Source organism: Armatimonadota bacterium, from assembly GCA_031459765.1.
GTDB lineage: Bacteria > Sysuimicrobiota > Sysuimicrobiia > Sysuimicrobiales > Kaftiobacteriaceae > Kaftiobacterium > Kaftiobacterium secundum.
In genome coordinates, this window is the sequence record JAVKHY010000001.1 from 108186 (window position 1) to 122197 (window position 14012).

Below are 14012 nucleotides of genomic sequence, written 5' to 3' on the forward strand. Positions count from 1 at the left end.
GCGGGGCGCGGGGGTCAGCCGGAGGGGGTCCCGATGCCGGCCACCTGCCGGGCAAACCGCTTGTACCGCTCCAGATCCGCGTCCCCCAGGATGGTCAGCTTCTGGGCCTCCAGCGACCCCTCGGCGTGGATGGCCAGCACCTCGAGGTAGCCGCCCAGGTCGGAGGCCGTCAGGTCGCGGACCAGGTTCATCGCCCGCAGCCGCTCCTCCGCGCCGACCGTCCCCACCAGGTAACGCTCCATGACCGCGCGCGTCTCCGGCGCGTTCCAATCCTCCTCCACCGGCGCCGTGACGACCAGCCCGCCGGCGATATCCTGCACCGCGCGCACCGCATCGTGGTAGTGCACGGCGAAGTGGTGCTTGGCGGCGTTCGTATAGGCGACGTGGGGCACGGCGATCCCTTCCTTGACCTGGCACTCCGCGGCGGCGGCGCGGGTCAGCCCCCGAACCGTCTCCAGGTACATGACGAGCGACACGAGTTTGTCCCGCACGTGTCCGGCCCCGGCGATGCCGTTGTAGTCGGCGAGCAGGGCGGAGACGCCGATCAAAAGCTCCAGCAGCGGCGGTTTGTAGCTCACCGCGGTGAAGCGGTGGAACTCGACGAAGGTCCGGGCCAACAGACCCGCCGCCTGCCATTCGCCGAGCAAGAAGACCCGCTCCATCGGGACGAAGACGTCCTCGAACACGGTCAGCGACTCCACCGTCTTGTAACGCGCGCTGAGCGGGTGGTCGAACCGGCTGGTCGCCGCGAACCCGCGCGGACTGGCCAGCATCCTCACCCCACGGGTGGCGGCCGGCACGGCGAAGGCCACCGCCCAGGGGGTGTCGTCCTCCGTCAGGGCCCGCGTCGGCAGGACGATGATCTCGTCGGCGTAGACGGCGTTCGTGGTGTGGGCCTTGGCTCCGCGGACGACGATGCCGTCGGGGCGGCGCTCTACGACGTGCACGTAGGTGTCGGGCTGGCGCTGCTCGTGCGGCCGCAGGCTCCGGTCGCCCTTGACATCGGTCTGGGCCACGGCCATGGCCAGATCGTGGTCCCGGCAGTAGCGGTAGAACTCCTGGACACGCTGCAGGTAGCCGGTCCCGGCCCGGCGGTCGACCTGCGCCGCCACGATCATCAGGGCAAAGAGCGCGTCGGTGCCGATTTCCTTCACCAGGGGCACGAAGGAGTTGCCGACCCGCGTCACAGTCTCGATGAGCTCATTGCGCCGGCGGAGATCCTCGGCGGTGCGCGGGATATGGAAGTAGCGGCTGTAGGGAGCGCCCGCTCCCTCTTCAACCACGACGAGCGGGCGGTAGGCCGGATCCTCGGCCAGGTGATAGTCCAGCGCGGTGTGAGCGGCGCCGCGGCTCAGCGCCGGATGGGTCGTGACGTCGTCCACCTTCCGTCCCCGGTAGTAGACTTCCCGGTGATCCCGCAGACCTGCGCGGTAGGCTTCAGGGGTGCGCAGCATCGCCCCGCCTCCTCCCTCCGGCATGTAGGAGCAGACTTCGGCTCCCCGGTGCCGGGCTCCCGCGGCGCGGACAGAGGACAGCGTGCGCGGCCGGCTCCGTGTGCGGCCGGTCAGGCGAACAGGCGCAGCAGCGGGCGCACGTCGGCGTCGGCCAGCTCCTGGGGCCAGATCGGCGCGCGCCTGAAGGCCTTCTTGTTCCGGGGGTTCCGGTAGATGATGCCGAGCGGCAACCGACCCCGCCGGTCGAAGTCGTTCAGCAGGTCCCAGGCGGCGTTGAGGTCGGAGGGGTCGTGATCGGCCGGAATTTCCTCGACGTGCTCGCGGTACCAGTCGTAGGTGTTGAACTTGTTGTAGGTGACGCAGGGCGAAAAGTCGTTGACCATGGCGAAGCCTTTGTGCTGCAGCGCCTGGACGTAGATCTCCGCGGCGTGCTTGGGGTCCCCGGAGAAGGACTGGGCGACGAAGGTGGCCCCCGCGGTGAGGGCCAGACGCAGCGGCGAGAACGGCGGCGGCGCTTCCTCGGAGAACACCTCCAGGCCCATGCCGCGGCCGTGGGTGGGAGAGTGCTGCCCCTTGGTCAGGCCGTAGACCCCGTTATCCATGACCACGTGCATGATCTCCGGATCGCGCCGGCAGACGTGGACGAAGTTTTCCACGCCGATGGCAAAGGTGTCGCCGTCGCCGCCCATGGAGATGACCTTCAACTCGGGGTTGACCATCTTGGCGCCGAGGGCGTAGGCCAGCGGACCGCCGTGCGTGCCGTGGAAGCCGTTGCCGTTGAGGTAGTTGCGGATCTGGCCCGAACACCCGATCCCCGTGACGATGAGGAGTTCGTAGGGGGTGATCTCCAGTTTGGTCAGCGCCATCTTCAGCGCGGCCAGCACGCCGAAGTCCCCGCACCCGGGGCACCACTGGATGCGATGCCGCGGGACGGCGTTCTCCTCCCAGACCTTCGCCGAGATCTTCTGCGCTTTGGTCTCCGCCATGATTCTCGATCCTCGCTAGTCGCCTTCCGACACCTTCACCGGCACCGGTCCATCCGTGATGCGCACGGTGCTCACGCCCTGGCGGAGAATCGCCTCCACGCCTTCGGCGATCTCCGACGGATACAGCGGCACCCCGTTGTACTTCAGGATGCGCCGCACCGGGACCAGACAGTGCGCCTGGACGACCTCGGCGAACTGACCGGTGAAGTTCTGCTCAATGCAGATCACGGTGTTGGCCTGTTCCAACAGGGGCTTGGCGGCCTCGGTCGGGAAGGGCCAGAGGTGCGTGAAGTGGACCACCGCCGCCTCGATGCCGCGGGCCTGGAGACGCTGCTGCGCCTCCAGGATGACCGGCCGGGTACTCCCCCAGCCGATCAGCACCGGACGGCCTTCGACCTTCCCGAACACCTGCGGCGGCCGGCCGTCTTCCTTGAGATAGGTCTGCAATTTGCGCAGGCGCTTGTCCACCTGCGCCTTGCGCACCAGGGGATCGGTGCTGACGAAGCCGCGCTCGTCGTGTTCTGAGCCGCTGGCCTTGAAGACCGCGCCCGGGGTGCCCGGGAGCAGCCGCGGGGAGATGCCGCTGGGGGTGACGGCGAAGCGCCGGTAGGCCCCGTCGCGGCGCAGGTCTTCCTCGGTCACCAGCGTGGAGCGATCGATCCGTGCCTTCTGGCTCAGGAAGAAGGACTCCGGGACGGCCTTGCGGCCCTCGGAGAGGTTCAGGTCGGTGAGGAAGAAGACCGGACACTGGTACTTGTCGGCCAGTTCGTGGGCTTCCATCATCAACGTGTAGCACTCTTCCTGGGTGGCCGGCGCCAGCACGATGCGCGGGACCTCGCTGTGGCCGCCGAAGACGGAGAGGTACAGGTCGCCCTGCTCGCTCTTCGTCGGCATCCCCGTGCTCGGCCCGGCGCGCTGCGTATCCACAATGACCACCGGGGTCTCGGTCATCCCGGAGACCCCGAACTCCTCCGACTTCAAGGACAACCCCGGCCCGGACGTCCCCACCATGCTGCGCACCCCGGCCAGGGCCGCCCCGATCGCGGCGCGGATGGACTCGCGTTCGTTCTGGCCCTGCAGGGCACGCCCGCCGTACTTGGGCAGGTGCTCTTCCATGAACTCGAGGATGGCCGAAGCGGGCGTGATGGGGTAACCGGCGTAGAAGCGGCAGCCGGCCTTGATGGCGCCGATACTGAGGGCCTCGTTTCCGCTGATCAGCAGCAGCGGCTCGCGCAGGGGCCGCGGCTCCAGGCGGTAGCCGACATCGGTCCAGCCCTTGGCCTGCAAAATCGACTCGACGAGCTCCCGGCCGCGCTGCGCCGCCCTGATGTTGATGTCCACGGTCTGCTGCCCCTTGCGCAGGAACCGTTCCTCGATCAGCGTCCGGAAGTAGGTCCCCGCCGGGTCGAAGTCCAGCACCCGAAAGAGGGCGCCGACCATGACAATGTTCTTGACCACGTCCCGCTTCAGTTCGTCGCGGGCCACGGTGCGGGCGGGGACCGGGAAGACCTTGATCCCGCGCCGCTCCAGCTCGCCGGCGTCGATCTCGCCCGTGCTGCTGTCGTAGATCAGGACTCCGCCGTCCCGCAGTTCCCGGCCGTGGCGGAGCACGGTGTCGCGGTTGGGCTGCGGGGCGGCGTCGGGGTTGCTGTCGTAGTCCAGGGCGATCAGGACATCGACCTCGCGGTCCCCCCAGGACAGGGGCGGCGTCTCCGTGATCCGCATGGGGTCGAACTGATGCGCGCCGTAGATCGTCGAGGCATAGCCACGTTCCATGGCCAGCACGTACAGCCCGGCGCGGGTCATGATGCGCCCGAGCACGTCGGTCATGGTCACGACGCCGTCGCGAAGCTGCACCCCACCGACCAGAAGCTTCAGATTGTTGACGATCACGGTGCCGTCGTCCTCCTCAGGACAAAGCAAGCCCCTGGTGGTCCACTCCCAGAGGCCCGGCCAGCGGTCGTTTCAATCCGCCGCTATCATACCACAGGGCCTTTCCCCGCAACACCGGGCAGCACCGCAGGGATGACCTCCGGCCGGAGAGAAGTCGGCCGGCGTGGAACTCCGCCAGCGCTATGAGGAGGACCTCTACCTCGTCCGCGGCGCCCTGGGCTGGGCGGCGTTGCTGGCCTTCGCCCTGCTGCTCCTCCTGGTTCCCATCCTGGCCCCACGGTACTTCCTCTACACCGCCGCCCTGATCGCCGCCCACGTCGTGATCGCCGTCGGCCTCAACCTGCTCGTGGGCTACACCGGGCAGATCTCCCTCGGCCATGCCGGGTTCGTGGCCCTGGGCGCCTACACCGCCGGGATCCTGGCCGCCCGCCACCACCTCCCCTGGCTGCCGGCCTTCGCCGCGGCGGGGATCGTCGCCGCGCTCTTCGGCTTCCTGGTGGGCATCCCGGCCCTGCGCCTGACCGGGCCCTACCTGACCATTGCCACGCTGGGCTTCGGCATCGCCGTGAACCAGGTGCTGACCAACTGGGACGCCCTCTCCGGCGGCCGCGGCGGGCTCTTCCTGCCCAAGTTGAGTGTGGCCGGCCTGCGCCTGACGGATGCCCAGGTCTACTACCTGTTTACGGCGCTCGCCGCGCTGCTGGTCTGGGTGGCCTTCAACCTCGTCCGCTCCCACATCGGGCGCGCCTTCGTGGCCATCCGCGACAGCGACATCGCCGCGGAGGTGATGGGCGTCAACCTCACCGTGTACAAGACCCTGGCCTTTGCCGTGAGCGCCTTCTACGCCGGGATCGGCGGGGCCATGCTGGCCTACCTGCTGGGATTCCTCGAGCCGCAGATGTTCACGCTCTTCGAGTCCATCTACTACTTCAGCATGATCGTCGTCGGCGGCCTGGGTACGATCCCCGGCTCGATCCTGGGAGCGGTCCTCCTGACCCTCCTCCCCCAGCAGCTGGCCGGGTTCAAACAGTACCTTCCGCTCATCTACGGGGCGACCATCGTCTTCGTCATGGCCGTGGAGCCGTGGGGGCTGTACGGCCGCTGGCTGAAGATCAAGCTCTGGTTCAAGACATGGCCCTTCTAGCCCAGTACCTCGTCGGCGGGCTGGCCGTGGGGAGCCTCTACGCGCTGGTGGCCCTGGGGATCGTCCTGCTGTACCGCACCTCGCGCATCCTCAACTTCGCCCACGGCGACCTGGCCACATTCGGCACCTTCGTCGCCTACGCCATGCTCACCGCCCTGCGCTGGCCCTTTGGCGCGGCGGCCGGGGGCAGTTTGGTTGTCACGGCCGTCGTGGGCGCGGCGTTCTTCTTTCTGATCCTCCGGCCGGCCAGAGAAGCCACGCTGCTCGGAAAGATCGTCATCACCCTCGGCCTGGCGCTCTTCCTGCAGGGAGGAGTTGCCGTGCTCTGGGGGACGGACACGAAAACGATGCCCTTCCCGCTGTCGGACGTGAAAGTCTATCGCCTGGGCGAGGTGGTGGTGAGCCAGCTGAGCCTCGGCAGTGTCGCGGTGGGCCTCATCCTCCTGGCCGGGATGTACGTCCTGGTGCAGCGGACTCGGGTCGGCCTGGCCATGCGCGCCGTCTCGCAGAACACCGTGGCCGCCCAGGTGCTGGGGATCCCCGTCCGCCGGATCTTCACCCTGACCTGGGGGCTGGCCTCGGCGCTGGGCGCCGCCGCAGGGATCCTGCTGGCCCCGGTGACGCTCCTCGATCCCTACATGATGCTCGATCCCTTCCTGAAGGGGTTCGCCGCGGCCGTCCTGGGCGGGATCGACAGCATGCCCGGGGCGGCCCTGGGCGGCCTGCTGCTGGGGGTCGTGGAAACCCTCTTCGGCGCCTACGTCTCCGTCAAGTTCAAGACCACCCTGGCCTTCCTCATCATCATCGCCGTCCTCATCGTCCGGCCGGAAGGGTTGCTCGGCAGGGAGTACAAGCGTCGCGTGTAACTAGTTTCGATACCATCTTCGGCGGAGGGGTGAGGAGATGAAAGGGGCGAGGCTAGGCGTCTTCGCGACCGTGCTCCTGCTGGCGGCGACGGCCACCGTGGCGCAGACCCAGGAGCGCGGGGTCACCGACACCGAGATCGTGATCGGCAGTTCCCAGCCGCTGTCCGGCCCGGCCGCCTTCTGGGGACAGGGCGTGGGCGGCGGGATGGCCGCCTACCTGCAGTGGATCAACGATCAGGGCGGCATCCACGGGCGGAAGATCCGTCTGGTCCTGCGGGACGACGGCTACCTGCCGCCGCGCGCCGTGGCCAACGTGCGCGAACTGGTGGAGCGGGAGCGGGTCTTCGCCATCGTCAGCCTCATCGGCTCGGCCAACGCCTTCGCCGTGCGCGACTACATCATCGAAAACCAGGTGCTGTGGATCACCCCCACGGCGGACGCCAACATGTGGGCCGGCTTCAAGAACAAGAAGTACCTCTTCGTCACCTACCCGGGCTACGTGGACGAGGGCCGCATCCTCACCACCTACGCGGCGAAGAACGAGGGCGCAAAGTCCTTCGCCGTCTTCTACCAGAACGACCTGTACGGACAGAAGGGCCTCCTGGGCGTCAAGCGGGGGATTGCGGAAACGAAGACGAAGCTGGCCGTCGCCGTGCCCTACGAGGTCACGGACCGCGACCTCAGCGGCCACGCCCTCAAGCTCCGCCAGTCCGCTGCGGACGCCGTGATCCTCTACGCCACGCCCACCCAAGGCGCGCTCATCGTCCGCGAGATGGCCAAGATCGGTTACACGCCACGGCTCTTCGCCTCCTTCACCCTGGCCGACCCGATCATGTTCCAGCTGGCCGGCGACGCCTGGAACGGGATCATCCTGACCGCCTACTATCCCGTCCCCGGCACCGATCCCAAGGTGGACGCCATGCTGGAGACCCTGCTGAAGATCAACCCGCAGCTGCGGGCCAGCCCCTTCAACGCCCTGGCCGGGGTGTCGTTCATCGAGCCCTTCATCGAGGGACTCCGCCGGGCGGGACGGAATGTGACGCGGGACAGTGTGGTGGCGGCCATGGAGTCGCTGCGCAACTGGAACGGCGAGGTGATCCGCGGGGTGACCTTCGGCCCAGACCGTCGTCAGGGCATCAACCGGATCTACATCATCCGATCCGAGAACCGGCAGTACCGCAAGCTCACCGACTGGGTGGAGTACCCGGTCGGGTTCTGATCTCTGCGGGATGCGGGCGGGGGTGAGAGGGGTCATCCCCGCCCGCGCTCCGACGTGATCGACGCCGTTCCGACCCGTCAACCTCCGCCGGAGGCGGCCTCTCCCCTGCTCCTGGTGGACGGCGTGTCCATCGCCTTCGGCGGCATCGTGGCTCTCGACAACGTCACGCTCGGCGTGCCCGCCGGGGCCCTGATCTCGGTCATCGGCCCCAACGGCGCCGGGAAGACCACGCTCTTCAACTGCATCACCGGCCTGTATCGCCCCGACCGGGGCCGGATCACCTTCGCCGGACACAGCCTGGTCGGCCGCAAGCCGGACGCCGTGGCGCGCCTGGGCATCGCCCGCACCTTCCAGAACGTCGAGCTGTTCCTGCGCATGACCGCCCTGGAGAACCTGCTGCTCGGGCGCCACCTGCACTTCCGCAGCGGGTTCGCGGCGGCGGCGCTGGGACTGCCGCCGTGGCGGCGGGAGGAGGTGGCCCACCGGCGGCGGGCCGAGGAGATCCTCGACTTCCTGGACCTTCAGGAGGCGCGCCACCGTCGGGTCGGCGACCTGCCCCTGGGCCGCCAGCGGCTGGTGGAACTGGGGCGGGCGCTGGCCACCGATCCGAAGCTCCTGCTCCTGGACGAGCCGTCGTCGGGCATGACGGCGGAGGAAAAGGCGGACCTGGTCTTCCGGATCAAAGACATCCGCGAGGAGATGGGCATCACCGTGATTCTGGTCGAGCACGACCTCAAGCTGGTCATGGGCATCTCCGACTGGATCGCCGTGCTCGACCACGGTGTGAAGATCGCCCAGGGCACGGCGGCCGAGATCCAGGCCAACCCCGAGGTGGCCCGGGCCTATCTGGGAGAAGCCCCGGCGTGAGCGTCCTGCTGCGGCTGGCCAATGTGGAGACGGCCTACTACGGCCGGCTGACCGTCCTGCGCGGGATCTCCCTGGAGGTCCCCGAGGGCCGCATCGTGGCCCTGCTCGGCGGGAACGGCGCGGGCAAGACGACCCTGCTGCGGACCATCATGGGGCTCATCCCCGACCAGCCGGAGAAGGGCCTGGTCGAGTTCGCCGGCCGACGCCTCAACGGTCTGGATCCCGAAGACATCGCCGCCCTGGGCATCGGCTATGTCCTGGAAGGACGCGGCATCTTCCCCGAACTCACCGTGGAGGAGAACCTCCGCCTGGGCGGCTACCGCCGGCGCGACGGCGCGCTGCGCGAAGACCTGGAGTACGTCCACGGCCTCTTCCCCGTCCTGCGGGAGCGCCGGGGCCAGCTGGCCGGCACACTGTCCGGCGGCGAGCAGCAGATGCTGGCCATCGGCCGGGCCCTGTTGATGCGGCCGCGCCTGCTGATGCTCGACGAGCCCTCCCTGGGCCTGGCGCCGCTGCTGGTGCGGGAGATCTTCCGGACCATCGCCGCGATCAATGCGCTGGGGACGACGATCCTGCTCGTGGAGCAGAACGCGCACATGGCGCTCTCCATCGCCCACTACGGCTACGTCCTGGAGAGCGGCCGGCTGGTCCTGGAAGGGACGGCGCAGGACCTGGCCCAGAACCCCAACGTGCAGGAACTGTACCTGGGCGTCTCCCGCGAGCCGTCGATCAAAGGGTGGAAACGCTACAAGATCCGCCGCCGCTGGGCCTGAGGGGTCCCCCTCGCCGGCGCCCCCGGTCAGTCCCGGTACAGACCGGCGACGATGTCGCCGAACTTCTCCATGATCGCCTTGCGCTTGACCTTCATCGTCGGCGTGACTTCGCCGTCCTCATGGTAGAGGCGCTTGGGGAGCAGGGCGAACTTCCGGACCTGCTCGGGGGAGGACAGCGTCCTGTTGACCTGTTCGACCTCGGCCGCGATCAGCTTGCGCACCTCGGGACTCTGGGTGAGATCGGTGAAGGTGGTGAACGGCACGCGGCGCTCCTGGGCCCACTTGCCCACGTTGTCCTCGTCGATGACGATCAACGCCACCAGGTACTTGCGGCCGTCGCCGATCACCACAGCGTCGTTGATGAACGGGCTGAACTTCAGTTTGTTCTCGATATACTGCGGGGCGATGTTCTTGCCGTAGGCGTTGATGAAGATGTCCTTCTTGCGGTCGGTGATCTTCAGGTTGCCCTCGGCGTCGAACTCCCCCACATCGCCGCTGTGCAGCCAGCCGTCGATGATCGTCTTCGCCGTCTGCTCGGGGTCCTTGAAGTAGCCTTTGAAGACGCCGGGGCTGCGCACGCAGATCTCACCGTCCTCGGCCAGGCGGACCTCGATCCCGCCGATGGGCTTGCCCACCGTGCCGAGCGTCACGTCGCCGATGGGGTGCGCCGTGGTCAGGCCCGAGCCCTCGGTCTGGCCGTAGATCTCCCGGATCTCCAGGCCCAGACTCCAGAAGAAGCGCAGCACCTCGGGCGAGATCGGCGCCGCGGCCGACAGGGCGATGCGCGCCCGGTCCAGCCCCATCCGGTGGCGCAGCGGGGCCAGGACGGTCAGGCGGGCCAGGGCGTAGGCCACGCGCAGCGCCAGCGACGGCCGGCGCTTCATCAGTTTGGCGGAGGCGTAGGCCTTGCCCACCCGGACGGCGAGGGCGAAGGCCAGCCGCTTCACCCCGTCGGCGTCCTTCATCCCCAGGACGATGCCGGAGTGCAGCTTTTCCCAGATCCGCGGGACCCCGAAGATGATCGTGGGCCGCACCTCGCGCAGGTTCTGGGGCACGGTCTCCAGGCTCTCGGCGAAATTCACCGTACAGCCGCGGTACACCGGGATGGTGATGGAGAACGACCGCTCCGCAATGTGTGCCAGGGGCAGGTAGGAGAGCAGCTCGTCGCCTTCCCGGGCCGGGATGGCCCCCTCGCAGGCCGTGGCCACCTCCCACATGATGTTGCGGTGGGTGAGCATCGCCCCCTTCGGCGGCCCTGTGGTACCCGAGGTGTAGATGAGGAGGGCGACGTCGCCGGGGGAGACCTGCGCCAGGCGTTCCTCCACGGCCGTGGGGTGGCGGCGCAGGTGCTGCTCGCCGAGGCGGAGGAACTCTCCGAACATCATCACCTGGGGGTCGGAGAACGTGCGCAGTCCTTCCGGATCCATCACGATGATCCGCTGCAGGCGCGGAAGACTCCCCCGCACCTCCAGCAACTTGTCGAGTTGCTCCTCGCCCTCCACGATGACAAACCGGGCTTCGGAGTGATCGAGAATATAGCGCACCTGCTCCGGGCTGTTCGTGGCGTAGATTCCCACCGAGACCCCGGCGGCGCTCTGGATCCCCAGGTCGCTGTACAGCCACTCCGGGCGGTTCTCGCCCAGGATGCCGACCCGTTCGCCGGGCTGCAATCCCAGGGCGATCAGGGCGTGGGCCACCCAGCGCACGTTGCGGGCGTAGTCGCGCCATGTGATGCGCTGCCAGATGCCGAACTCCTTGCGACGCAGGGCCACCCGGTCCGCCAGGCGCTCGGCCTGGGCAAAGAAGACGCCCATCAGGGTCTCGGCGGGGACCGGCCTCGGGATGGCCGGCGGACGCTGCACCAGGGCCATGGTGCGGTACCTCTACGCCGCCGGGAAGGTAACCCCTGCCTCCTGTAGAAGCGCATCCCCGCATGTCGTCCCCGGCCGAGCTGTTCTCCCTGCACGGCCGCGCCGCGCTGGTCACCGGCGGCTCCCGGGGCCTCGGTCTGGAGATCGCCGAGGGGCTGGGGCAGGCCGGCGCGCGGGTGGCCATCACGGCCCGGCGGCGCGAGTGGCTGGATGCCGCCGCCTCGCGGCTGCGGGCCCTGGATGTCGACTGCCTGGCCGTCAGCGGAGATGTGGCGGACAGCCGGGATGTCCAGCGCGTAGTGGAGGAGGTGACGCGTCGATTCGGCACCATCGACATCCTGGTCAACGCCGCGGGCCGGGCCTGGGGCGCGCCCGCGGAGGAGATGCCGCTGGAGAAGTGGCATGAGGTGATGGAAGCGAACGCCACGGGGACCTTCCTGATGTGCCAGGCCGTGGGGCGCGGCATGATCGCCCGGCGCTACGGCCGGATCATCAACGTGGCCTCGCTGGCCGGGCTGGCCGGCCAGCCGGCCGAGGTGATGGACGCCGTGGCCTACAGCGCCAGCAAAGGGGCGATCATCGCCCTGACCAGAGATCTGGCCGTGAAGTGGGCCCGCCACGGCATCACCGTGAACGCCATCGCACCGGGATGGTTCCCCACCCGCCTGTCGGAGAAGGTCATCGAGCGGGCCGGGCAGGCCATCACGGCGATGATCCCCATGGGGCGGATCGGCCGCCCCGGCGAAGTGAAGGGCGCGGCCGTGTTCCTGGCCTCGGAGGCGGCCAGCTACATCACCGGCCAGGTGTTCGCCATTGACGGAGGGCTGCTGGCGCTGTGAACGCGGCCGTCATCGTCCAGGCAGTGCGCACGCCGATCGGGCGGCGCGGCGGGGCGCTGTCCGAGATCCGCGCCGACGACCTGCTGGCCGCGGTGCTGCAGGAGGTCGTGGCCCGGGCGGGGATCGACCCGGGGGCCGTCGAGGACGTCATCGCCGGCTGCGTGACGCAGGTGGGCGAGCAGGGCGCCAACGTGGCGCGGACGGCGGCGTTGCTGGCCGGCTTTCCCGTGGAGGTCGCCGCCGTCTCCGTCAACCGGCAGTGCGGCAGCAGCCATCAGGCCATCCACTTCGCCGCGCAGGCCATCGAAAGCGGCGACGCCGGGGTGGTCATCGCCGCCGGGGTGGAAAGCATGAGCCGCGTGAAGCTCGGGGCGGACTACGGCGAGTGGAACCCCCGCCTCCTGGAGCGCTACCGGCTGGTACACCAGGGCGTGGCCGCCGAGATGCTGGTCCGCCGCTACGGCCTGACACGGGAGGAGTGCGACCGCTACAGCCTCGAGTCCCACCGGCGCGCCGCGCAGGCCACCGACGAGGGGCGGTTCCACCGGGAAATCCTCCCCGTCGCGGGGAAAGACGGGGTCACGGTCACCGCCGACGAGGGCATCCGCCGGGACACCTCGCTGGAAAAACTGGCCGCGCTCCAACCGGCCTTCGATCCCCAGGGGGTGATCACAGCAGGCAACTCCTCGCAGATCAGCGACGGCGCGGCGGCGCTGCTGCTGATGAGCGAGCGGCGCGCGCAGGAGCTCGGGTGCCGCCCGCGGGCCCGCCTCGTCTCCCGCGCCGTCGTGGGGAGCGATCCCGTGATCATGTTCACCGGCGTCGTCCCCGCCACCCGCAGGGCGCTGGCCCGCGCCGGGATGCGGCTCGACGACATGGACGTGGTGGAGATCAGCGAGGCCTTCGCCCCGGTGGTCCTGGCCTGGGCGGCGGACCTGGAGCCGGAGATGACCCGCGTCAACCCCAACGGCGGCGCCATCGCCCTGGGGCACCCCGTGGGCGCCTCGGGGGCGCGTCTGGCCACGACCCTGCTCCACGAACTCGAGCGCCGCGGCGGCCGGTACGGCCTGCAGGTCGTGTGCATCGGCTGGGGGATGGCCACGGCCACGGTGATCGAGCGACTCTGATTTGCGCATGCAGGTGCACCGGATCGAACTGCCTACGCCGTTTCCCGTCGGACCGGTCAACGCCTACCTCCTGGAGGGCGATCCGCTGACGCTAATCGACGCCGGCCCCAAGACGGAGGCGGCCCGGGCGGCGCTCGAGGACGGCCTGGCCCGCGCTGGCCGGAGGGTGGAGGAGATCCGCCGCATCATTCTCACCCACGGCCACACCGATCACTTCGGCAACGCGGTATGGATCCGGGACCGCTCCGGCGCGGAGATCTACGCCCACCCCGCCGAAGGGCCGAAACTGGCCGGCGCACGCTGGGTCGGCGATCACCTGCGGCGGCACTTCCTCCTCTCCGGTCTCCCCGACGCCTTCCTGACGGCGTTCCTGGACCGGATGCGCGCGGTGCGGACGCTGTTCGATCCGGTGACGGAGTTCCGTCCGCTCCAGGACGGCGCCACGGTGGAGATCGCCGGTGACGGCTGGCGCGTCCTGCACTGTCCGGGTCATTCCATCGGGCATGTGTGCCTGTTCCACCTGGACGGAGTCCTGATCGCGGGAGACCTCCTCCTGGCCGATATCAGTCCCAACCCCGTTGTGGAGTTCACGGAGGACGGGCGGCGCATCGCCATGCTCCCCCGCTACCTGCAGTCGCTGCGGCGGATTCTGCTGCTCAACTGCGAGCGGGCGCATCCCGGCCACGGCGCAACGATCGGCAACCCCGGGGCCCGGATCCGGGAACTCATCAGCCACCACGAGCAGCGCAAAGAAGAGATCTACCGCCGCCTGGGGCGCCGGCCCAAGACCCTGTTCGAGCTGACCGGGGAACTCTATCAGCACCTGGACGAGATCAACCTGACCCTGGCCCTCTCCGAAGTCATCGGTCACCTCGATCTGCTCGCGGAGGAGAAGCGCGTCCAGGCCGTCCGCCGGGGCGTCGCCTTCGGGTTCCGCGCCCGCTGACCCCCCTTCGTCCGGCCGGATTCCTGC

General features: G+C 69.1%; 12 protein-coding genes. 8 read left to right on the forward strand and 4 right to left on the reverse strand.

Features of this window, described 5'->3' with window-relative positions:
* Positions 1-14: 14 nt before the first annotated feature.
* The 3 genes from QN141_00490 to QN141_00500 form a co-directional block, all read right to left on the reverse strand.
* Positions 15-1454: a 4-hydroxyphenylacetate 3-hydroxylase N-terminal domain-containing protein gene (locus QN141_00490; GenBank protein MDR7556949.1), complete on the reverse strand. Its 1440-nt coding sequence runs from the start codon at positions 1452-1454 to the stop codon at positions 15-17.
* A 110-nt stretch (positions 1455-1564) separates the two neighbouring features.
* Complete coding sequence (locus QN141_00495; protein MDR7556950.1) at positions 1565-2440, reverse strand: thiamine pyrophosphate-dependent enzyme; 876 nt, start codon at positions 2438-2440, stop codon at positions 1565-1567.
* A gap of 15 nt (positions 2441-2455) precedes the next feature.
* Entirely contained in the window at positions 2456-4333 is a 1878-nt protein-coding gene (locus QN141_00500; protein ID MDR7556951.1) for a 2-oxoacid:acceptor oxidoreductase subunit alpha, read from the reverse strand.
* A gap of 163 nt (positions 4334-4496) precedes the next feature.
* Between QN141_00500 and QN141_00505 the strand changes: the two genes are divergently transcribed.
* Genes QN141_00505 through QN141_00525 form a run of 5 tightly spaced genes read left to right on the forward strand, consistent with a single transcriptional unit; the run spans position 4497 to position 9202 of the window.
* Positions 4497-5477 carry a branched-chain amino acid ABC transporter permease gene (locus QN141_00505; GenBank protein MDR7556952.1) on the forward strand — a complete coding sequence of 327 codons (981 nt, stop codon included), beginning with the start codon at positions 4497-4499 and terminating at the stop codon, positions 5475-5477.
* Positions 5465-6343 (forward strand): branched-chain amino acid ABC transporter permease, encoded by an 879-nt coding sequence (locus tag QN141_00510; GenBank protein ID MDR7556953.1) that lies wholly within the window; start codon positions 5465-5467, stop codon positions 6341-6343. Before QN141_00505 ends, QN141_00510 begins: the two co-directional genes overlap by 13 nt.
* Positions 6344-6380: 37 nt before the next feature.
* Positions 6381-7562: an ABC transporter substrate-binding protein gene (locus tag QN141_00515; GenBank protein MDR7556954.1), complete on the forward strand. Its 1182-nt coding sequence runs from the start codon at positions 6381-6383 to the stop codon at positions 7560-7562.
* Between the two features lie 54 nt (positions 7563-7616).
* Positions 7617-8429: an ABC transporter ATP-binding protein gene (locus QN141_00520; GenBank protein MDR7556955.1), complete on the forward strand. Its 813-nt coding sequence runs from the start codon at positions 7617-7619 to the stop codon at positions 8427-8429.
* Positions 8426-9202: an ABC transporter ATP-binding protein gene (locus tag QN141_00525; GenBank protein MDR7556956.1), complete on the forward strand. Its 777-nt coding sequence runs from the start codon at positions 8426-8428 to the stop codon at positions 9200-9202. Before QN141_00520 ends, QN141_00525 begins: the two co-directional genes overlap by 4 nt.
* Before the next feature lie 26 nt (positions 9203-9228).
* Here QN141_00525 and QN141_00530 read toward each other — a convergent pair whose 3' ends face one another.
* Positions 9229-11073, reverse strand: a complete 1845-nt coding sequence (locus tag QN141_00530) for an AMP-binding protein (GenBank protein MDR7556957.1) — start codon at positions 11071-11073, stop codon at positions 9229-9231.
* Between the two features lie 62 nt (positions 11074-11135).
* On the opposite strand from QN141_00530, the gene QN141_00535 reads away from it, so the two are divergent.
* The 3 genes from QN141_00535 to QN141_00545 are packed head-to-tail and all read left to right on the forward strand — an operon-like array spanning position 11136 to position 13985.
* Positions 11136-11912, forward strand: a complete 777-nt coding sequence (locus QN141_00535; GenBank protein ID MDR7556958.1) for an SDR family oxidoreductase — start codon at positions 11136-11138, stop codon at positions 11910-11912.
* On the forward strand, positions 11909-13039 hold the full coding sequence (locus tag QN141_00540; protein ID MDR7556959.1) for a thiolase family protein: 1131 nt from the start codon (positions 11909-11911) through the stop codon (positions 13037-13039). The genes QN141_00535 and QN141_00540 overlap by 4 nt, the downstream gene beginning before the upstream one ends.
* A 7-nt stretch (positions 13040-13046) precedes the next feature.
* Positions 13047-13985 (forward strand): MBL fold metallo-hydrolase, encoded by a 939-nt coding sequence (locus QN141_00545; protein ID MDR7556960.1) that lies wholly within the window; start codon positions 13047-13049, stop codon positions 13983-13985.
* Positions 13986-14012 lie beyond the last annotated feature (27 nt).